This is a genomic window from Vibrio qingdaonensis, assembly GCF_026191675.1.
In the GTDB taxonomy this organism is placed as follows: domain Bacteria; phylum Pseudomonadota; class Gammaproteobacteria; order Enterobacterales; family Vibrionaceae; genus Vibrio; species Vibrio qingdaonensis.
In genome coordinates, this window is sequence record NZ_JAKRRY010000011.1 from 104,505 (window position 1) to 125,811 (window position 21,307).

Here is a 21,307-nt window from a genome sequence, read left to right on the forward strand (position 1 = left end):
TTCTTTTAAACTGATATGCATCGTTTGGAGTAATTGTCGTGAATGCATTTAAAAATTTATGTTCCGATAAAATGAATAAAGAACGCATTAAACGTGAGCATGATTTGCTTAAGTTAAACTGTGTAAGTGACAACGAGTTCAAATCTCGAATGGCCATTTGGGATAGTTTAGCGTTTGCACCTGCGCCACTAGAAGAAGCAAAAACCTTCATTAACACCGTCTTTGGCAAATTACAGCAAGATGTTAAAGAAGCGCATCATGAACTATCACTTAGCCATAGTGAGTTCGTTACGTTTGCTACAGAAGAGATCACCTACATTAGAAACAACGTCGCTAACCAAACTACGCAATATATTTGGTATGCAGTGATTGCACTTACTACTGCCTGTATTATCGCAATCTGCCTATAATGGAATAAGCGCCCCAAATTAATTAAGAGCGTTACACAAGCTAACGCTCTTACCCCTGTCTCATTGTAAATTCTTCATTTAGCAAAGACCGCCATTATTCAGAATCTACGAGTAACCCTTGCCTGATAGCTTGCGATCACCCAATTCTTGATAACCACTCCGTCTTCACCATCTGCGATGTCCATCATTTACCCTACAAGAAAAGAGCGATAAGCTAGTTTGTTGTATAACTCCCACTCACAAGGATGATGTGCATCATGAACCAAACTATCGCCACCATGTTAGGCCACCGCTCCATTCGTCAATTCACGCCACAGCCAATAAGTGCCGAACAACGAGACATGATTGTACAAGCAGGTCTAGCGGCATCGTCTTCAAGCTTACTGCAAGTCGTTTCCGTCATACGAGTGACGGATAATAAGAAGCGAAGTCTTTTAGCTGAATACGCCGGAGGGCAAGCTTACGTAGCCTCTGCTGCTGAGTTTTTAGTGTTCTGTGTTGATTACCAACGCCATATGGCTATCAACTCCAACGTACAGGCTGATTTCACTGAATTAACATTAATCGGTGCGGTAGATGCGGGAATTATGGCACAAAACTGTTTACTGGCCGCTGAGTCTCTAGGATTAGGCGGCGTATATATCGGTGGTCTACGCAATAACGCACAACAGGTAGACGAGCTACTCAATCTCCCTCAAGGAACTGCGGTATTATTTGGTATGTGTCTAGGATATCCAGATCAAGATCCAGACGTAAAGCCACGTTTACCACCTCATGTCATTGTGCATGAAAACCAATACCAAGCTTTAAACATGGCCGACATCGACGTCTACGATGAATCGATGCAGCATTACTACGCTCATCGCTCCAGTAATCAAAAACAAGCAACGTGGTCCCAACAGACAACCAGCAAACTCTCTGGAGAATCTCGACCACATATGCTCCCTTACTTAAACAGCAAAGGACTGACTAAACGGTAATCACACCGCTTGTTCAAAGCACGTAAAGTATTCACCTATAACGAACCACGCCGCGTTTCGTTATAGTGTCTACTTTACGTTCGAGCTTGAATCACACAATACCGTTAAAACGACCAACCCACTTTAAAATTAAACGCCGTTTCAGAACGATCAACAAGTGGCAATTGGCTGACGCCGACACTGCCTGTCCACCCTTCATTTTCAACGATGAAATCAACCCCTGGCGTGACACCTGTGTAAGTATGGTGATCAACATGGTCACGTCCGGCATAAAAGTAACTTCTGTCTAATGTTGAATGAATCACACCCAAATTCGGCGCAATATATATCTGATCGGTCACACCGTAAGTGAGCACAACCCTAGCCGCATAAAAATCAGATTGCGTATAGTACCCACCATCCGGATTTTCCTCGATTCGACCCGCTTCAATGCCGCCACCAAGACCCCATTTCCCTTGTCCATTTAGTTGATATACACCCAAAGAGTAAGCCTTTGTTGAATTGAGAAAAGACACGCCCCCTAACACTGAAAGCTTCCCTTCCGTGTCTTTTGCAAAGGCAGAAAAGGTCACGGCTGCAATAAGTGCAACACCGAAAATCATATTACTACGTGCTCTGTTCATTCATTTTATTACGTTTATCGGAAAGTGGACCGCACTGTAGGCAACCCATGCCTCGGGGTCAAAGTAATCGACCACCTTTAACAAAAGCCTGACGAAACCACAAAGTTTCAAAGGATTTGGTCATTTTTTTCACTCAATAAGAAACTACCCGCGAATTTATATTCCCTTTCTTACTGTATAGGAATATAAATTGCGCATACGACCTGAAAAGTAGATAACCAATATGGACAACACGCAGCGATCCACCAATCAAGTTAATGAGAAGCCTCTTCAGCTTCTGATGCAAGTTGCGCTTTCAGAAATACCTGTGTCAGCTAAGACACTCAGTATGCAAATGGGTGTGCCGCTAAGCAGTTTGTATCGCCACATTAAATTGCTAAAGGAGTGGAATTTAATAGAAGAAAGCACACAAGACAAAACCCTGATTGTTGGCCCTGCGGCATTGATGCTCATGCACAGCTATCAATCCAACCCTCATAATTCTGAGGCGATTGAGAGCATTCTGAGTCGCTTGCAAAAACAGACCGGAGAAATGGCAGCATACATGGTGCCCGTCGGCTATCGTGCATTGTGCGTTAGCCTACAAGAAAGTGCACAGGCCATTCGCTGCAGTTATGTTCGTGGCCAAAGTCAACCTTTGTTACGTGGTGCTTCATCTAAGGTTATGCTCGCATTTTTACCAGAAATGCGTTGTGAAAAGATTCTTCGTTATTTCGGTGAAGAAGACAATATCGACCGATGGATGGCGGAATTAACACTTATTCGACATCAAGGGTTTGCTGTCAGCACATCAGAGTTTGACCCTGGCGTAACTGGTATTAGTGCCCCTGTTATGAAAGGAAGCAAGTTACTAGGAGCAGTCTCTATCATGGCTCCTGCGTATCGAGTCGAGGCCAATAAGGATCGATTCATATTACACGTATTACAAGCGGCCCGAGCACTACCACCAGAAAGGTAAACCACTACATTTTGGGTGATTTAATCTCTCGTAAGGTTATTTACTCTCTCGCAGGTATTGACTATGTTAAGCGTCTTCAAGCAATTATGGAAAAACCGTTATCATCCAACCATTGAACACAAACTGCCTATTTTTACCGTTTGTGAATCAATCAAACCGATAAGTAACGTAGAATTTGAAGACGCTGAATCGCTGTTAGAAACGGCCTATGACTGGCTAAGCGATCAAAGTCATTCTCACTCTATGAGAAATGTAGGTCACTTCCCGCTACTTTCTGTTTACTCTGCTGAACGACCTTACTTCGAAAGTCCATATGCGAATTGTGCACTAAATTCTCAACTCGTTGAGCACCTTTCACACGGTGCTACGCCGATGGTGATTACCAACTGCCATGAAACACTTCTCAACCTTCTACCGAGTCTAATTATTGACTCGGAACAACTTGGCATCATCAACATCAATGCTGATTTTTTAATGGATCAAACATTAGAAGTAAAAACTGGCTCAATGCTCCACTTTGCCCTAAATCGACACAACGAATGCCGCGCGTTCCACATTGGGATTGATCCAAATTCTGCGAGCAAAAGTCAGTTGGATTACGCCGAAGATATGGGGTGTGATTGGGCACTCTTGAATGAAGTCAACTATCGAAATAAAGGCATGGTTAAATCTCAAGTCGCTCGTTTTCTGCACCACTGCGATAAAGTTGTCATCACCATCGACCTAGCTTCTATCTCAAAGACTATGTCTAAGTTAGAAAATCAAAAACTCGAACTATCTATGGTTCTTAGAATCCTACGTCAATGTATGAGCGCTAACAAAACCACCTTGATCCAACTCGTTGGCAACAAAGAAGAACACATATACTCCGCGTCAACACAGCTAATTGTTGAGCAAGCGAGCCACTTTTATTATTTTTCTCGCTAACCATTTACTGCCTTGCTTTAAGGGGAGTAGCTTTGCGCTCTATCCCCTTTAGCAAAGTAAAAGATCCACACGGAAAAATATTGTGCCGTGCGACGTTAATGGCTAAGCGTCATCCACTTTTTGTCGACGCCTCATTAATTATTATTAGTTATTAGTTATTAGTTATTAGTTATTAGTTATTAGTGCTTATATCTAAATGTTCGACTGTCATCCAAAATCTCAATTCTGATGGGCACCACTCCTTGCTTTGTACTGCCTACTTTCTCAAATGCTTTTTGAGAAAGATCGATAGTTCTTCCTTTTACATACGGTCCTCGGTCGTTGATTTTTACATCAACGCTCTTATTGTTGTTGGTGTTAATGACTCTAACAACCGTACCAAACGGGAGCGTTTTATGAGCCGCAGTCAGTGCCCTCATATTGTACTTTTCTCCACTGGCAGTGAGTCGGCCATGAAACTGACTGCCATACCATGAGGCAAGCCCGGTAAGTTGATGTTTCCGTGCATACTCTTGTGTTTTAGGTGACGCATTAGTCGAAATGGATGAACAGCCCGCGAGTACGGTGAATGCTAATAGAGTGTATATCAGGGATATTGATTTCATGTGCCTACAATGTCACTTTCCTTAAATGTGTCCTTTAAGTATTCATGGTTATATTGCAACGTTCATCAATACTGTGTCAGTAGTCCGTGATTTTGCTTCTGTCCATTTGGATACTCGACTCGTTTCTACGCGCCCCCTTCAACCTCCTATCGTAGGCGCTCAAATAATACGCAACAACACAGTTGACATGCCTAATAAATCATCACAAATCGAAACATAATAGTAACAAATGAAATTTTTATACATTTTTATTGCATAAAACATCATTTTGAGTAGTATACATACCTAGTGACTATTAATGCAGTAAATCAGCATGAGAATTCAAGTTAAGCAAGTAAATAAATCCTATGGTGAAACACAAGTTCTCCATGATGTCAGCTTTACCTGTGAACAAGGTGAAACTCTGGTATTGCTTGGCCCTAGCGGTGCGGGTAAAAGCTCTTTACTCCGAGTGTTAAATTTGTTGGAAACCGCGAATAACGGCACCCTCGACATCGCGGAGCAAACCTTTGACTTTGCTGCAACCATTACCGAAAAGCAGGGCTTAGCACTGCGCAAAAAAGTGGGCATGGTCTTTCAGCAATACAATTTGTGGCCACACATGTCAGTCATAGACAATTTGATTGAAGCGCCGGTCAAAGTCGCAGGTATGAATAAAGAAGAAGCGAAGAGTGAAGCTTTAAAAATATTAGCAACATTGCAATTGGCAGATAAGGCCGATGCTTGGCCATTGCAACTTTCTGGAGGTCAACAGCAACGGGTCGCGATTGCCAGAGCGCTAATGATGAAACCTGACGTCCTTTTATTTGATGAACCGACTGCGGCACTAGACCCAGAAATCACAACGCAAATAGTAAATATCATCAAAGAGTTAAGCAGCACTGGCATCACCCAAGTTGTGGTAACTCATGAAGTGGATTTTGCTAAAAAAATTGCCAGCCATGTCCTTTATTTAGAGCAAGGTAGAATTGTTGAACACGGGACTAACGCTTCCTTCACTCAGCCTAAAACTCAAGCTTTTGCCGAGTATTTAACACACTAATTCACTCGCCAACCTATCACGTAACCACTCCACTCATTAGCGCCACCGCTATTGAGATGAGATCGGCGTAGTCCTTAGGATGGCGAAAAAATATCAACGAGGATGCCACCATGGTTTACCTCACTTGGAGAAATATTATGAAGAAAATTCTACTCGCATCAATCATCGGCCTTGTATCTGCTAACGCGGTTGCTCAACAAGAAATTAAATTCGCGATGGAAGCCACTTACGCACCATTTGAGTACGTCGATGAAAACAACCAAATTCAGGGCTTTGATGTCGATTTAGCCAATGCGCTTTGTAAGCAAATTGACGCAAAATGCAGTTTTCACAACCAAGCCTTTGATAGCCTAATTCCAGCTCTAAAATTTAAGCGTTACGACGCCGCCATCTCTGGTATCGATATTACAGAAGCTCGTCAACAGCAAGTTAGCTTCACAACGCCTTATTACGATAACTCAGCGGCATTTGTAGCCCTACAAGGTAAAGTCGCCAACCAAGCGGTACTAGAAGGCAAACGTGTCGGCGTACAAAACGGCTCTACGCATCAAAGCTACCTACTTGAACAAATGACCGGTGTGACTGCCGTACCTTATGCGAGTTACCAAGATGCCTTTATCGATATGCAGAACGGTCGTATCGATTCTGTATTTGGCGATACCGCCGTGGTTGCTGAATGGTTCGATAAAAACGACAAGCTCACTTACGTCGGTGAACAGATCACTAACCAACAATACTTTGGTAATGGCTTTGGTATTGCGGTAAACAAAGGTAACCAAGCGCTGCTTGACCAATTGAATACCGCGCTCAGCGCTGTAAAACAAAATGGTGAATATCAAGTTATCTTCGACAAGTACTTTGGTAAGTAATATGGGACTGACGGGCTACTCCTCTTCACTCCTTCAAGCAAGTTGGGTTACGATCCAACTTGCCTTGGTCAGTCTGTTGGTTGGGTTGGTTCTTGCTATCGTTTTCGCCGGTGGTGAGATGTCACGCAAGAAGCTAGTATCTTGGCCTACGACCGCCATTGTCACGGTCATTCGTGGGCTGCCAGAGTTATTGGTGGTGCTATTCATTTTCTTTGGTTCGACGCAAGTCCTGTTTCTTATTACTGGCGACTTTATTGAAGTGAGTCCGTTTCTTTCTGGTGTGATTGCGCTGTCGTTGATCTTTGCCTCCTATGCAGCGCAAACCATTCGTGGCGCATTGAAAGCGGTTCCTAGCGGACAACGCGAGGCAGCACGAGCACTCGGTATGAGTCGCTCGCGCACATTTATCAAAATTGTTTTACCTCAAGCAGTGAAACACGCGCTTCCCGGCCTTACGAACCAATGGCTGGTGTTATTAAAAGATACGGCGCTGGTGTCATTAATTGGGGTGACTGATTTGATGAAACAAGCGCAACTGACGTCAGCTGCAACGCACGAAGCCTTTACCTGGTACGCCACTGCCGCTGTAATATACTTGGCAATTACACTGCTTACTCAGCAAGCCGTTAAACGCATCGACAGCAAGTTTTCGGTACAACAAATGTCGGCACCGAAGAAAGGAGTCACCGCATGAATCAACAACACGTTTGGCAAATGCTGGAAGGATTGGTGACCAGCTTACAGTTGACCGTTGCCTCATTATTGGTTGGCTGCATTTTAGCCTTGCTGATGACATTAAGCCTCATTTTACGTACCCCATTAGTACACTGGTTGAGCCGAGGCCTCATTACGGTTTTCACTGGCACGCCGCTACTTATTCAAATTTTCTTAGTCTATTACGGGCCTGGACAGTTTGACGTCATTAGAGAAAGCGTGGCATGGCACTGGTTAAGCCAACCATGGTTCTGTGCGATGTTAGCACTGGCGCTCAATACTGCCGCTTACAGCACTCAGTTGTTCAAAGGCGCTTTTCGTGCGATCCCTGATGGCCAATGGCAAGCTTGCCGTGCATTAGGCATGGATATGAAGGCCACGCTTGGTGTATTACTGCCGTTTGCTATTCGTCGTGCAGTTCCTGCATATTCGAATGAAGTAATCTTAGTCTTTAAAGGCACATCTCTTGCCAGCACTATCACCATTATGGACATCATGGGTTACGCTCAGCGTATTAATGCGCAAACCTATGACACATTAACGGTATTTGGTATCGCGGGATTATTCTATCTTGCCGTCAACGGCTTACTCACACTGCTATTTAGAAAGGTAGAAAGGCAAGCTCTGGCGTTCGAATCCAGTCGTTAGCAGTAATCGAATCAACGAAAAGTCGCCTAGCTTTCCCTGTTGGGAAATGGAGCGCAGTGAAAAATGAAAGAAGCTACTCTCTAAATATAAACAAGCTACTATCTAAATATAAACAAGCAACAATGTAATTATAAACAAACGATAATGTAAACAAGCCGCCCCATTTGATTTGCTCAAAGGGGCGGCTTGTTTATTTATTCGCTAAAATCATTAAATCATTACTTTAAGGGAAAACACCAATACGTCGGTATACAGCGCCGTTTCAAAGCCAAAATGGCTATAGTGAAGGGTAATCGTTGGGGCGAATACGGGTGTTATTCCGCCAATCTGAACGCTGTTATCCTCTTTAGAATAGCCGCTAATCCCACCAAGCCTCAAACCAACTCGAGCCCAAGATTTCCAATCATATTGAGGATGATAAGAAACAATGTATGAGCGATTATCAAAACTATTAATCAGCGTAAACGCCTCAAATTGTTTGTATCTAAAACCCACAATATAGTTGTCTTGATTTCGTCCTGTCGATGTCAGGTGCTCTGTCCACCCAGCATAGGTGAGATCAAAGTTCCCTTTAAGTGGGTCACTATCTTGAGCATTTTCTGAAGAAACGGTTTTTGTCGGTACTGCTTCAGATGTTAGCTCATCCGCGAACGCGCCAGTACTCACGCACATCACAGCGGCAAAGACCCACCTCGTGATTTTACTGATTATGTTATTTATTGTTTGACTCATCGTTTTCGTCATATCTCAATTAGTTTCAGCTGCTATTTTAATAGAACACGCGCCATTAAGTTCGTCTCAATTTGTAGACAATTGTCTTTATCTGCCGAAACAAGACGTTACCATTTGTAACACGCTATATTGTATGCCCCAAACCAATTAATTCAAATACTTCATTACAATCCAGACTCCATAAATACTATCAATCATTCGTGTCCAGACGACTGATGACATGCAGAATGTGACGCGAGCCGTGTGATTGTTGACTCAATCCCACGTAAAAAATAAGCATTAATTCTGTATTGTGGGTAAATGATAATCGCAAATTTCTGTGACAATATTGCGATTATTTCGATAAAATGGCGCCATTAGATTACGCACAAGGAAAGTAACCATGAAAAAAATCGCACTTATATTATTCATTGCCTCCTCTCTGATGGCTTGTACGGAAGTTGGAAGTGAAGCTTGGTGTCAGGACATGAAAGAAAAACCAAAAGGTGACTGGACTGCAAATGAAGCAAGTGATTACGCAAAGCACTGCATTTTCAAATAATCCCTCCCCTCTCATAGAATTCAGGCGGCATTCCGTAAAGTCTACATCGTCTGAGTTCTGTTAAAGAATATAAAGCACACGCATAGGCCATATACGGTATTCATCACTGTTTTCTGTTGCGAGAGACACATTACTTAAAATAGAATCGTCGTGAGCGCAGCTTCCGCAAAATCAATATGCCCCAAATCGTAAAAACGACCTCTGTAGAAAAATACAGCCACATCGTCTCATTAGGATTTTGCACCACTACGATAGCCAGCCCTCGTGTGATCGCCATGAGTCCAGCTACCCACGTTGCAGCAAGCACTGCCATTCTTAACGTATCATGCTTTAATACCAGCTTTGCCAATATCACCCCAATCGCAATCGACAAGCCCCCATACATTGCACTGATGTCAATCCTGCCGGAAGCCGACGTAATCTCTGCATCCGTCACCCTTTCAAACATCACGCTCGGTGAAGCAACAAATAGTCCGCCAAAAATGACAAATACAATGATAGTAAACCAAACCATTAGTTTTGCTTGAAACATAACATCGCCCATTAGTTACATGCTCATCACTAAGCGTAATGCAGATCCTATAATCCGATAGCTCGAAATAGCGAGACTGCTGTCTTTTCCCAACAAAAACACACTACACTCATTGATGGATCAAAGAGTCATTACGCCTGCACAGACTAAGATCAGTGCATTACCCACGGTCATGTTAAGACGTAGCCAAAATCATTTCGGTGTCATCAGTACATAATAAAATGCGATTCAGTTCAAAACCTTATCTCAGCAATAAATTGAGCTCACTAGATAAACCCGTTACCGTAGTCACTTAGTATTATTTACGGACAGTCAGCTATCAGGTAAGGACAGTCAATGAAACCACCTACATTTCAGACCTTTATCAAAAGAGTAGCGGTGCTTGGGCTTCCTATTGCGCTGCAAAGCTTACTCTTTAGTAGTTTGGGGTTCATTGACACCCTTATGATTAGCCAACTTGGCACAGAAGAAGTGGCCGCTGCAGGGATCGGTGCTCGAATATTTTGGGTTTCTATTGTTTTTCTCTGGGGGCTCAGCTCTGGGATGGGGATTTTACTGGCGCAGTATTGGGGCGCTGAAGACAACGACGGATTTAAAACCAACTTTGCACTCGGTACGATTGTGGCGCAATTCTTCGCCTTTAGCTGCTTCGTCGTTTGTTTCTTTTTTCCCAGTTTGTTGCCGAGCCTCTTTAATCCCTCTGAAGCGACGCTATTACTATCCCAACAGTACGTACAACTGCTTGGAATTACATTGCTATTTTCCGGTATCGCCCTATCGGTTGACACCGCGTTGCGTTCCATCGGGCAGACTAAAATTAACCTGTATTTTTCCATCGTCGAGATTGGGCTAAATATCATTTTCAACTATGTGCTGATATTTGGTCACTTTGGTGCTCCTCAGCTCGGACTACTAGGGGCAGGCATTGGTACTGTGATGGCGAGAGGAATTCGTTTGACCATTGCATTGATCACTATCTATGTTCGCTACCCAATACTAATTTTGAACCGTCTCCATTTCACATTGGCACTAAAGCGTGAACTTGTTGCTGCTTTTACGCGTATCACCTACCCCATCGTCATCGGGACCTTCATCTGGTGTGCAGGTATCTTTACTTTCCACCTGATCTTGGGACGGATGGGAGAAACCGAGCTCGCGACGATGGCGGTCATCACCCCACTAGAATCTCTTGGATTATCGGCTGCTCATGGTCTCGCTAGCGCAGTCGCGATCATGATCGGTAACGCTTTGGGTGCAAACCTATTTGAGGTTACTCGTTTGTACGCAAGATGGGCACTACTTTGTGCTATTGCTCTTGGTACAATATTGGGACTAACATTATTCGTCATGCAAACGGTCATCTTATCGCTTTATGGCGCATTATCCGCAGACGTGATTACGCTAATGACCCTTAGCTTCCCAGTCATCGCACTCAGTATTCTAATGCGCACAATTAATATTACGCTGATTGTTGGCGTACTTCGTAGCGGTGGCGATAGCAAATTCTGTATGAATATGGATTTTGTCTGTCAGTGGTTGTGGGCGGTGCCGATGACAGCGCTTGGTGCGATTATATTTGATTGGCCATTCACCATTGTACTTTTGATGATGGTGTCCGAAGAGATGGTGAAAGTCTTTCCTGCGGCGTGGCGAGTATTTGGTAACAAATGGGCAAATAACCTAACGGAACAGAAAGGATAACAGGTCGTCACCGTCCATCCAAAGCCTGCCGCTTCCAATGCGCCGCTTGGCTTGGCTGAACGAAGTATTATGATGTTAATATCTACTATTTAAAGTTTTAGTATCTAAGGTTTTAGTAGCTAAGGCTCTAGTATCTAAGGTTATTGAACCCAAATCGTCGTAAGAAGTGCGATCACAGCGGTCGTCGCCAAATACATTAAAGCGATTGTCGCGATGTCTGCTTTTGTTGAGGTTGATGATTTTGACGCTTTCGCTTGCGCCTTGTCGGTATTAAGCATAGAAAGAAGTGCTGAGTTCATAAGATCCCCTTACGTCGGTAGTAGTATTGCAGCTGAAGCGAATTCTACTCAAAGTGTGATTCACGTCAAACAATTTTGCAAGAAAACCGTAAAATAAAGTACCAACTCAGGCATATCAGCAGTTCTGTCTTAATAAGCCTTTTGGTGACATGAAAATTAGTCATAAAAAAACCGCTCATTAAGAGCGGTTCGTTGTCTCATTGGGTTTAGAGTGTCTTAAGCAGACTGAGTTTCACGTTCTTTAATCACATTTTTTACCGGATTTGCGTAGCTATCCATCAGGTAAGCGTGAGCACCTTCTGGCAATGCATCCAATTTATTTTGTAGCGTCTCTCGCGTTTTATGAGTGATCGACTCATCATCACATCCAGCCGCCAACATGTTGATTGGGAACAGGGTGTAGTTTTCATGAATTTGACGGTCAATCTCAGCCGCTAATGCATCTGGCGTCTCAAAGTTTTGGTCAATGACATCGCCAAATACAACCTGAATGCGACCTTTGCGTCCAATAATGCCCTGAACAATGCTTTCAATATCTTCAAACTCACCTTTTTCGTAGCTGCCATGCTCTGCTTTCTCGAACAGCTCATTGGCCTTCGCGGTATCACACGGATCATTCTCATAAGAAATGGACACTGGTACAATTCGTAGCGAGCGAATGTATTCAGCAAACGGCGTTTTCTGTTTACGCCCTTCAACATGGAACATTTTAAGGATTGCTGGATCAGTAAAGTCATTGCCGTCTTTAGCTCGACCTTCCTTTTGTGCGATCCAGATTGAGTTCTCGGTATCTAAAGAATGTTTAATGTATGACGATAGCGTTCCGAGTGCCTTCATCATCTCACGCGGCCCTTTCACTGAGCGCTTAACAATAAAGCTCTTATTTAAGCGCATAAGTTCAGTGGCACATGGCTTCTTAAGCAGATTATCACCAATAGCTATTCGCACTGTTCTGTGTTTACTTTGATGCAAACCATAGTTCACTAGAGCCGGATCCATCGCAATATCACGGTGGTTAGACACAAACAGATAAGCGGTATTTTTATCTAGTTTATCCAAGCCTTTGAACGTGACGCCATCGGTGGTCGCCTTCAAGGTTTTCGTGAGGTATTTTTTCACCTCCATCTGAATCGCTTCGACGCTATCAAATTTCGCCCACTTAAACTTTAAGTACACTTTAAGAATAGGACTCATCAATGCCTTAAACCAAGGAGCATGATTAGAAAAACGGTGGTGTAGAATGGCGTCGATGAATTCCGCGTCATTGATCAAGCGATCGAGCGCAGCAGGGATCTCTTCGTCGTTGTACGGACGAATCTCAATATATGGGTCTGTATTGTTAGTCATTATGGCTACATCAAATTAAAAGCTGCACTATTCTACGCTGAGACTCTAAAGACCGCAGCTATCTTAAGTCTATTTCTGTTAAGGTCAGACCACTATTTTCGTGTAATGTTCATTTTCATTCATGTAAAAGCGTGATCTAAGGTTGGCTTTGCTAAAAAGTCACGTTAATCTATGGGCAGTTTAGCCAAATTAAGTCAATCATGAACCACGCTATCGAGTTCCAATCCACTCATTACGAGTTTTTAACGATTACCCCGCGCAAAAAAACGCTTCATAATCAGCTGTATCGTATTGAAAGCGGTAAAGTGCTACTGAAGCTTGGTAAAAATGAATACGTGTACAATGCTGGGGAGGCTTTTTGGCTACCGTTTGACTGCTTGTCGAGTTTGACGATATTGCCCAACACAAAACTAAGCTTGGCAAAGTTCTCTGTACGCCTATCTGATCTCTTTCCTTCACAAGCAGGGAGAGTCACATTAACAAGTCTACTCACCGCCTTGCTCAATAAACTCAATGAACAGATAGATAGTGAAATCAGAAAAGATTTACTTCAAGTAGTACGCCACGAGGTAGTTGCTCTGCACCCACATCTCTCTCAAAGCAAAGAGTGCAAAGAGATCACTGAGTGGCGCCCCAATACGACTAGTATCAGTGGTGAGCTGTCTCTCGTCTTACTAGTAAGAGAAGCTAGAAAACAGAAACTTTCTGGCATTAAAAAAGAGAGCATATGCGAAAAGCTTTTTGGTGGGAGCGAGATGCAGCTCCAGTCACTATCCTTAAGCCTATTAGGTAGTGAAGACTTCTCCCAATGAGCCATCTCAATGCTCAGCCTCAACAATCAGCTATTTATCTAATAACTAACTGCGTATCTATAAGTCTCAACGCTACGCAAAATCAGGTTATACGACCGCTGTTAAAATTAACGTTCATAAGACAGTAACCGAAACCACGAATGTTCACTACATCAAATCCCGTATTCGATTCTTTCAGGACATTCCGGCACTTATGAATAGTATGCGTTAAGTTATTATCAGTCACTGGCCGGCGCCAAACGTAATCTTTAACGCAATATTTCGATACCACGTAATTCTCACCGTAACGAGAAAAAACACATAATGACCGTACTGTCAGCATTGACATGTTAATGAGTGACCTAGATTCCATCACTTTATCTCCCTCAACATCTAACGTGAGTCCAAAGTATGTTTGAATTTCGTCTAGTTGGCTACAATTGCCACAAGAAGTAAGATTACATGCGTGTTCATATTCCACTGGATATTCACCTTAACTGACAAGTTAGTTATCGTTATTGTTCATTACACTATGATAACTAATTGTCAGATTGCGTAGCATAGGAGATGGGCTATCTATTCGTAAGAAACCCCCCACGAACACTGACTTCTGAAATAAGCCCCATGATGTTATCCACATTAAATTTTTCTAGCACTCGTTTTTTATAAGTAGACACTGTCTTATCACTTATATTTAGCCTACGCGCAATCTCTTTATTTCTATGTCCGTCTGTCAGCAGTTGTAACACGCTTAGCTCTCGTTTTGAAAGGTGTACCTCGTTCCCTTCATCTTCAACACGGCACTTTTTAAAGACATAACCATTGGCTGCGGCGGTAAGAGCCGCTTCAAGGGTATCAATTGAGTCAAGCCTAGAGACCACCCCTTTGATATTCATCGTTTCAAATAACCTCATGAAAGAAGAGGAAATATTCATGCTATACGCTATATTATAGATATGAGGGCGAGACTCAGTTAGTGATAACATAACGGACGTCGCGCTGGCGACATCACTCAAAGGGTCGAAAATAATACAGTGGATGGATTTAGATTGAACATAATCCTCAATCTCATCCAAGCTTTTCAAACTATAGACATTCGCTGTAAAGTGCAGTTCCTCGATTACCTTCGTAAGTGAGTGTAATAATAAAGGTTGCGATTCTACAACAATAAAGTTAATGGAGTTTTCTCGTAACATGACTACCTCGTAGATTAATTGAGTTAAGTAATCCATTACCGAGGTATCATAGTAAGTCAAAAACTTTTACTTTGAGGAAAAGCTAATTGTCCGAAAAGGAAATCACCTGATGATATAGCTTGAATATTTTACTAGCATAAAAACAGAACGAACATCATATTTATCAAGGATCCGACGCTTATAGGTACTTACCGTTTTCTCACTAATATTCATTTTCCGTGCTATCTCCTTATTGGGATAGCCATCTAACAACAACCTAAGCACTGCTCTTTCTCGAGTTGAGAGTTTGACTGACCTCCCGCTCCCTCGTTGCGAAACCCTTGACGACACCTGACGAAAGTAAGTATAACCACGGCTAACGGCCTTAACCGCATCTGCAACTCGAGAAACACTTTCTTTTTTATCTAAATATCCCGACACCCCCTTACTAATTGCAAGATCGGAGCATAATCTTTCATCTTTACTAGAGATTACGATCACTTTTCCGTCGAAGCCAAACCGTTTTGCTTTATGAAGTAAATCAAATCCATCATCATCACCCAGCTCTATATCTAACACTAGAATATCCACCTTACATTTAGCTAAATACGCCAATGCTTTTTTTGCACAAAATATTTGCTCTACCACTACACCTGAAAAGCTATCTTTTATTACACTTTCTAACGCCGCACATACTAGCGGATGATCGTCAACTATCAATATATTCATTCACTAAACCTCTATACTTTATGGCTTGGCTTGGCTTACCAAAGAGAAAACCTTGATATATGTCAAAACCAAGATCATTAACTAATTTTAACAATTCATTGTTTTCTACACCTTCAGCCACAGTTTGTATATTAATATCCTTACAAGCCAAAACTATATTTTTTATTAATGCATATATCTTGTTGCATTCACCACTCGCGAGTAAAAGCTTCCTAGATATCTTGAGTTCATAAAAAGACAAACTAGCTAGTTTTTCAAATGTCGCATGATCCTCTCCAAAGTCATCGATTGAAAATCTAATTCCAACTAAACTTAGCTTGTTAAATGCATACAAAAACGTACTATCCAGTAAATAGCTACGTCCTTCTGTAATTTCGATAATCACCTTGCTAAAATCGAAATCATAAGACACTAACAAATCTATGATTGAGGTAACTATTCCAGGTGTAGAAAATATATCAGGTGATGCATTAATAGAAAAAGGAACATCGATGTTCTCTAATTTCCAATAACGAATTGCCCTCTCTAAACTAAGTAAGAAAAGTTGGCAATAAAAGCTTGTAGGCAGATCATCCACCAAAAACCTTGCTGCTGGTATAACACCTTGGATAGGATGTTCATATCTAGAAAGTATTTCATACCCTACAATCTGCTGTGAATTCAGTGCAACTTTTTCTTGATAGTAATTCACAATTTGATGTTGATATAGCGCAGTTAACAATTCGTGCAATTGAAAATCATTATTGAAAACATTTGGTTTAATACTCTTACTCAGCATCAACGATTGCAGCGTTTCCCCTAATGTATCGATACAGAAAGGTTTTTGCAGAAAATCAACGCGTTTGAAACCTAATTTATTAGCCATTAACACAACAGATTGAGAAAAACCTTGCGCGATTGAACTAATCATTAATATAGGAACGGATTTATCGATGGTGGCGAGACGCTTAATAAAGTCCAATCCATCGCAAACTGGCATGTCAATATCACAAATAATAAGTTCAAAAGACTGAGTTGCGAGAATGTTTGATGCTACTTCACCATTACTTGCATGCTGAACACTTCCTACCCCTAAAGCACTTAAGTAGATACTAGTCATTTCCCTATCAATCTTGCTATCATCAATCAATAATATACTTTTATACATCATCACTATACCCAATTTCTTGTAGCCTATTTGACAAAACTTTTACTAGCACATCCTTACTCTCTATCACCTCTTCAACAGATATAGACTCTAAGCATCGACTTTCTAGTAGACCTGCAACTTCACCGATTTCTGATTCACCAATTGAATTAGATCCTCCTTTTATTTTATGCGCTAATTTCCTTATTTCTTTTATGTCAATAGCTAATTCAAGAAGAGATAAATCACTCGTCATTGTTTCACAGAAAATTTTATGAAGATATGTTCTTTGCTCTGTTGAAAGCGTTGATATATAACTAGCTATCTTATTATCTTTTTCTTTATGCGCTTTATACTTGTAGCGATTATTAGAGATGACATCGAATAGCTTTTTCACTTCGAATGGCTTCAAAATAACGTCATCAAATTCATGCATTCTAGCTTTAAGTGACTTAGAGTGCTCTGCGGTACAACCTAATATAGGCTTGTTTTCAAATGATGTTAAGTTCTTTTTTACCCAATGAACCAATGATATCCCATCCATTTTAGGCATATGAACATCGGTAATCAGCATGTCATAATCCGCCCCATTATTTTGCAGTTCTTTCTTCGCTTCAATTCCATTAGATACGATAACCGTTTCTATATCCAGTAATTCCATTTGTTCACTTAACATATATTGATTAATCGGGTTATCTTCCGCAATTAATACTTTAAGCCCGCATAAAGAGTGAACACCTTCTTTCTTAATTCCACTGCTCGATGTACTTAGCTTTTCCTTACATTTATAGAAAAGGTCTGGATAAAAAGGCTCAGTACTTATCTCCCAAATACCGGACTCTTTGTTAAACCCCATACCAATACGATCATTGTTTATTAGTATTAATTCATCTTTATCATCACTCATTGTTACATCATCCAATGAATCGACAATTTTCATACAATTATCTTGACTAGGGCAAGATTTAAACCAATGCCTGACAAGTGGATCCTTTCCCGAATAGTCAAAGCATAACTTTGTTTTTTTTTGCTTATAACTCTTTATTGGCAAAGATACTGTTACATTGGTTCCCTTTCCTTCTATAGAATCAATTGAGATATATCCAGCCATTAAATTAATCAGCTTGTTTACAATCGTGAGACCTAATCCGGTACCACCATATTGACGTTCAATCGAATCATCAGCTTGGCGAAATGGGTCATAGATGAACTCTAGTTTATCTGAACTGATGCCTATGCCAGTATCAGTAATGCTAATGCTAATATCATGTTCCGTCACACTAACTTTGACTAGAATCTTACCTTGTTCAGTAAACTTTACAGCATTGGATAAAATATTGTTAACGATTTGCCCAAGTCTAAGATCGTCTATCAATATGTATTCTATGTCATTTCTACTCCACTCTGTTTCAAACACTAAACCACGCTCTCTTGCCGACGTCTCATGCAACCGAACTAAATCACCAAGCAAATCCGTGTATGATACGTAGCCTTCAACTAGACTTATGCCTTGACTATCCAATTTACTATAGTCGAGAATGTCATTAACCAACAATTGCAAGTTCTTTGCCGATGACGTTAAACTCTTAATTTTATAGTCATCAGCTATACTGCTACTCTCAAAAGAAAGTAGCTCAAGCAAACCTATCATAGAAGCAATTGGCGTCCTCAATTCGTGGCTCATGGTCGCTAAAAATCGGTCTCGACTCTGAACGGCTTGCTTTGCTAACTCATGTGCTTGTTCTAATGCTGCGCGCTGCTCATATTCAGAACTCACATCATCGACAATAGTCAACATCTTGTTACTATTCGGTATTATTCTCTTAGTGACACGAATTTTATCAACAAACCCAAACTTACATTCCTTGATATTTTTTGTTCTAAGTTTATGTATACTATCTTCCTGTTCGGTTATTTGCTGTTGTATATGACAGCCACCAAGTTTAAGACAGGATGAATAATAAGGGCAGTTACTCACCCCTATCTCAGAATCATCTTCAAGAATAATTAAACTCGGTAATTGAGAAATAATACTCGCTGACCAGTTTGAACTATCAAAGACTCGCTGTTTGAAGCGCGAGTAACTTTTAAACATGAATATCATTAGTGCTACACTTGATGCCAATATTGTTGTCCATCCCACTAACGTATACATCTTAAACCCCTCCCTTATCAATGAACTTAAACTAGGTTGGTCATGTTCAAGCAAGAGAATATTGTTCATTTTATTCAAGCCACTGCCACTAAGATCGCCCATACCAAAATCAGCATCGACAAATGCATAGCCCACACTTAAAAAAAGAGAGGTAACAAAGAGCACTAGCCCACTAAATGAATCAAAGAATTTTCGCATTACATAGCAGCCAACCAGAAATAATATTCCTTAATTCTATATTGTTATGGATATTTTCGATGTAAGACTGGATGATTACGCGAGTAAGAAATATACTACAGGTGTGATAATAATTATTGAGAGCATCTTAAGTAGTATGAAACAAGTAGAAAACCTTCAGTTACTGTATTCACTATTGGAAGTATTCAATGCACAAAGTTTGTCTGAAGCCGCAAAAAAACTTGGCAAAACCACTAGCGCGGTTAGTAAGGATCTTTCAAAATTAAGGGAACAGCTTGATGACCCTCTATTTATACGTTCAAACAATCGCATGCTTCCTACCGAGTATGCAAGCAGTATCGCCCCAACTATTGAAAGACTACTTATTGATATTAGTCATACCATTAGCTCCAAAAATACTATCTCTACTGAACACTATAACAAACCTATCAAAGTCGCGATCACTCATATGATAATGGATTTGTATGGTGACGAAATATCAGTACAACTTTCCAACAAATTTCCCAATGCAAGCATCGAACTTTTAACCTGGGATTCAGCTTCTAACCAACAACTTCAAGAGGGAATCATTGATTTTGGCATCCACTCTAGCCAAGTAAGCCATCCTGGAAAAATACGTTATCGACGCATGATTACGTACGACCTCGCAGTCACCTGTTCAGAAAAAGATAAGTACAAAACGCTGGACAAACTCGCCAAAGAGAACGAATTTATGTTTCTAAAAGTCAAAGACTGGAATGATACAGAGACAATATTAAACAGCATAGCGAATAGAAATGATATCAATTTAAATTACACGCACTTCGTTGATAATTTAGCTACAGCCATTAAAATAGTAAAACGGAAAAATTTATGCTTTATTATCCTGAAAGTCATAGCCGAGTATCACGATCTCCATTACATATCTTGGCCTTTAGAAAACAACCGACTGACTTTTGGACTCTATTATAACACACACCAAAACGAACTACTAACGAATGAACTATATAACATTGTAGCTAGTGTTTTAAAATCAGACCCTACTAGTTATAATCAACTTGAAAATTTAACTTGAAACTATAGGCTCCCACTGGGCCACTACCAATCCATTCAAATTCTGATCTAAGAGGAAAGGTAAAACTACTTTGTATTCCATCGGTAGGAAAGTCATAGCGGTGCTTAAATAATATGCCACTACCACCTCCTTTCATATTATGAAGAGCCATCAGCACTGTTGGGACGCCATCACCGGCATGGACTGCAATCGCGTTACCTTCAGGAATCGACACGTTATCTCCTTCAACATTAAACGTCCAAGAAACGTTATTCTGCATTGAAATAGGACTCACACATGATAAATTAATATCAAAGTCGTGAGTTACTTTTAGGGCTTTTCCTTCCGTGATAGTTGGAATGCTTTGAGCCGGGTTATAGTTAAGATGGCAGCTTGCATTATAAAAACTCACAGGGGTCTTAGCAAAGCTTCTAACAACAAAGTTGCCTACTGCACTATAAAACTCACTATAGTTAAGATCCATTATGTAACTGGTAGTTAAGAATTCGCTCTGTACACTCTCATTTACCTCTCCTACTTTTCTGACGTTGAACATCGTTGTATTTACCACTCCAGAGGCTATGTATGAATCCTCAACTGGCCCTGATTGTGTTTCAACAAAAACAATCGTATTTTCCTGCCCACCTATCTGCGTTTCCACCGTCAAAGGTGTTTCAAGTTCAATATTGGGAATATTTGAGTAAAATGTGTTACCGGATTTCAAGGAAGTGTTCATTTGAACAATAAACAATCGCGCGGTGTTGCCACTATGCGGCCTGCAACGCCAGTTAAAACTAACATTAATTTGACCAATAATCTCCCCAACCTCAGCATCACCAATTGGTATACCTTTACCGACAAAATTCGATGAATACCCACTTACACTACACACCCCCCAAGGGAGAGCATATGTGACTTTGGGTAAAAAAACCAATGTGAAAAAAATTATAAATTTAAATATTAGTTTCATTAACTTTAACCTATATTTTCTTAAGCAACTATTATTTGTACGAAATTGATCCTATCATCATTGACTTAATATACTCCAGAAACTTCCAGGTAGGAATAATACTACAGCCATTCTCGCCAATTCCTATTCCACTAACTGTTTGCCCTGATAATATGTTGACTGTAGTTTATCAAGACTCGCAAATTATTATAATCAATAACAT

At 40.9% G+C, this 21,307-nt stretch carries 23 protein-coding genes; 12 read left to right on the top strand and 11 right to left on the bottom strand.

Annotation, left to right across the window (positions count from 1 at the left end):
• The first annotated feature begins 38 nt into the window (after window positions 1-38).
• Window positions 39-410: a thiamine-phosphate diphosphorylase gene (locus MD535_RS10485; protein ID WP_390902920.1), complete on the top strand. Its 372-nt coding sequence runs from the start codon at window positions 39-41 to the stop codon at window positions 408-410.
• A 257-nt stretch (window positions 411-667) separates the two neighbouring features.
• A complete protein-coding gene (nfsA, locus tag MD535_RS10490; RefSeq protein ID WP_265674981.1) occupies window positions 668-1,390 on the top strand; it encodes an oxygen-insensitive NADPH nitroreductase in 723 nt (240 codons plus the stop codon).
• Window positions 1,391-1,494: 104 nt separating this feature from the next.
• Here nfsA and MD535_RS10495 read toward each other — a convergent pair whose 3' ends face one another.
• On the bottom strand, window positions 1,495-2,013 hold the full coding sequence (locus MD535_RS10495) for a hypothetical protein (RefSeq protein ID WP_265674982.1): 519 nt from the start codon (window positions 2,011-2,013) through the stop codon (window positions 1,495-1,497).
• Window positions 2,014-2,236: 223 nt separating this feature from the next.
• Between MD535_RS10495 and MD535_RS10500 the strand changes: the two genes are divergently transcribed.
• Window positions 2,237-2,971 (top strand): IclR family transcriptional regulator, encoded by a 735-nt coding sequence (locus MD535_RS10500; protein WP_265674983.1) that lies wholly within the window; start codon window positions 2,237-2,239, stop codon window positions 2,969-2,971.
• A gap of 63 nt (window positions 2,972-3,034) precedes the next feature.
• On the top strand, window positions 3,035-3,898 hold the full coding sequence (locus MD535_RS10505; protein WP_265674984.1) for an arginase family protein: 864 nt from the start codon (window positions 3,035-3,037) through the stop codon (window positions 3,896-3,898).
• A gap of 179 nt (window positions 3,899-4,077) precedes the next feature.
• Here MD535_RS10505 and MD535_RS10510 read toward each other — a convergent pair whose 3' ends face one another.
• On the bottom strand, window positions 4,078-4,503 hold the full coding sequence (locus tag MD535_RS10510; protein ID WP_265674985.1) for a septal ring lytic transglycosylase RlpA family protein: 426 nt from the start codon (window positions 4,501-4,503) through the stop codon (window positions 4,078-4,080).
• A 313-nt stretch (window positions 4,504-4,816) separates the two neighbouring features.
• On the opposite strand from MD535_RS10510, the gene artP reads away from it, so the two are divergent.
• The 4 genes from artP (at window position 4,817) to artM (ending at window position 7,776) form a co-directional block, all read left to right on the top strand.
• Complete coding sequence (artP, locus tag MD535_RS10515; RefSeq protein WP_265674986.1) at window positions 4,817-5,545, top strand: arginine ABC transporter ATP-binding protein ArtP; 729 nt, start codon at window positions 4,817-4,819, stop codon at window positions 5,543-5,545.
• Window positions 5,546-5,682: 137 nt separating this feature from the next.
• Window positions 5,683-6,414: an arginine ABC transporter substrate-binding protein gene (locus MD535_RS10520; protein WP_265674987.1), complete on the top strand. Its 732-nt coding sequence runs from the start codon at window positions 5,683-5,685 to the stop codon at window positions 6,412-6,414.
• 1 nt (window position 6,415) lies between these two features.
• Entirely contained in the window at window positions 6,416-7,108 is a 693-nt protein-coding gene (gene artQ / locus MD535_RS10525) for an arginine ABC transporter permease ArtQ (RefSeq protein WP_265674988.1), read from the top strand.
• On the top strand, window positions 7,105-7,776 hold the full coding sequence (gene artM / locus MD535_RS10530) for an arginine ABC transporter permease ArtM (protein ID WP_265674989.1): 672 nt from the start codon (window positions 7,105-7,107) through the stop codon (window positions 7,774-7,776). The genes artQ and artM overlap by 4 nt, the downstream gene beginning before the upstream one ends.
• Window positions 7,777-7,986: 210 nt before the next feature.
• Here the strand turns inward: artM and MD535_RS10535 are convergent, their stop codons facing one another.
• Window positions 7,987-8,508, bottom strand: coding sequence for a hypothetical protein (locus tag MD535_RS10535; RefSeq protein WP_265674990.1), 522 nt, complete (start codon window positions 8,506-8,508; stop codon window positions 7,987-7,989).
• 382 nt (window positions 8,509-8,890) lie between these two features.
• On the opposite strand from MD535_RS10535, the gene MD535_RS10540 reads away from it, so the two are divergent.
• Complete coding sequence (locus MD535_RS10540) at window positions 8,891-9,049, top strand: DUF3012 domain-containing protein (RefSeq protein WP_265674991.1); 159 nt, start codon at window positions 8,891-8,893, stop codon at window positions 9,047-9,049.
• A 130-nt stretch (window positions 9,050-9,179) separates the two neighbouring features.
• Here MD535_RS10540 and MD535_RS10545 read toward each other — a convergent pair whose 3' ends face one another.
• Complete coding sequence (locus MD535_RS10545) at window positions 9,180-9,581, bottom strand: DUF4345 family protein (protein WP_265674992.1); 402 nt, start codon at window positions 9,579-9,581, stop codon at window positions 9,180-9,182.
• Window positions 9,582-9,917: 336 nt separating this feature from the next.
• Here MD535_RS10545 and MD535_RS10550 point away from each other — a divergent pair, with 336 nt between their 5' ends.
• Entirely contained in the window at window positions 9,918-11,282 is a 1,365-nt protein-coding gene (locus tag MD535_RS10550; RefSeq protein ID WP_265674993.1) for an MATE family efflux transporter, read from the top strand.
• Between the two features lie 140 nt (window positions 11,283-11,422).
• On the opposite strand, the gene MD535_RS10555 is transcribed toward MD535_RS10550, so the two are convergent.
• Both MD535_RS10555 and MD535_RS10560 read right to left on the bottom strand, forming a co-directional pair.
• Window positions 11,423-11,581, bottom strand: a complete 159-nt coding sequence (locus MD535_RS10555; RefSeq protein WP_265674994.1) for a hypothetical protein — start codon at window positions 11,579-11,581, stop codon at window positions 11,423-11,425.
• Window positions 11,582-11,797: 216 nt separating this feature from the next.
• Window positions 11,798-12,928, bottom strand: a complete 1,131-nt coding sequence (locus tag MD535_RS10560) for a 1-acyl-sn-glycerol-3-phosphate acyltransferase (protein ID WP_265674995.1) — start codon at window positions 12,926-12,928, stop codon at window positions 11,798-11,800.
• 200 nt (window positions 12,929-13,128) lie between these two features.
• On the opposite strand from MD535_RS10560, the gene MD535_RS10565 reads away from it, so the two are divergent.
• The gene (locus MD535_RS10565; protein WP_265674996.1) at window positions 13,129-13,740 is read left to right on the top strand and encodes an AraC family transcriptional regulator; all 612 of its coding nucleotides are present in this window, start codon (window positions 13,129-13,131) and stop codon (window positions 13,738-13,740) included.
• 551 nt (window positions 13,741-14,291) lie between these two features.
• Here MD535_RS10565 and MD535_RS10570 read toward each other — a convergent pair.
• The 4 genes from MD535_RS10570 to MD535_RS10585 all read right to left on the bottom strand — a co-directional run bounded on the left by MD535_RS10570 (window position 14,292) and on the right by MD535_RS10585 (window position 19,102).
• Window positions 14,292-14,915, bottom strand: coding sequence for a helix-turn-helix transcriptional regulator (locus MD535_RS10570; RefSeq protein WP_265674997.1), 624 nt, complete (start codon window positions 14,913-14,915; stop codon window positions 14,292-14,294).
• Between the two features lie 102 nt (window positions 14,916-15,017).
• A complete protein-coding gene (locus tag MD535_RS10575) occupies window positions 15,018-15,623 on the bottom strand; it encodes a response regulator transcription factor (RefSeq protein ID WP_265674998.1) in 606 nt (201 codons plus the stop codon).
• Complete coding sequence (locus tag MD535_RS10580) at window positions 15,604-16,773, bottom strand: EAL domain-containing response regulator (RefSeq protein ID WP_265674999.1); 1,170 nt, start codon at window positions 16,771-16,773, stop codon at window positions 15,604-15,606. The genes MD535_RS10575 and MD535_RS10580 overlap by 20 nt, the downstream gene beginning before the upstream one ends.
• Window positions 16,763-19,102: a hybrid sensor histidine kinase/response regulator gene (locus MD535_RS10585; RefSeq protein ID WP_265675000.1), complete on the bottom strand. Its 2,340-nt coding sequence runs from the start codon at window positions 19,100-19,102 to the stop codon at window positions 16,763-16,765. The genes MD535_RS10580 and MD535_RS10585 overlap by 11 nt, the downstream gene beginning before the upstream one ends.
• A gap of 136 nt (window positions 19,103-19,238) precedes the next feature.
• Here MD535_RS10585 and MD535_RS10590 point away from each other — a divergent pair, with 136 nt between their 5' ends.
• Window positions 19,239-20,156 (top strand): LysR family transcriptional regulator, encoded by a 918-nt coding sequence (locus MD535_RS10590; protein ID WP_265675001.1) that lies wholly within the window; start codon window positions 19,239-19,241, stop codon window positions 20,154-20,156.
• On the opposite strand, the gene MD535_RS10595 is transcribed toward MD535_RS10590, so the two are convergent.
• Window positions 20,125-21,105, bottom strand: a complete 981-nt coding sequence (locus MD535_RS10595) for a hypothetical protein (RefSeq protein WP_265675002.1) — start codon at window positions 21,103-21,105, stop codon at window positions 20,125-20,127. The genes MD535_RS10590 and MD535_RS10595 overlap by 32 nt on opposite strands.
• Between the last annotated feature and the right edge of the window lie 202 nt (window positions 21,106-21,307).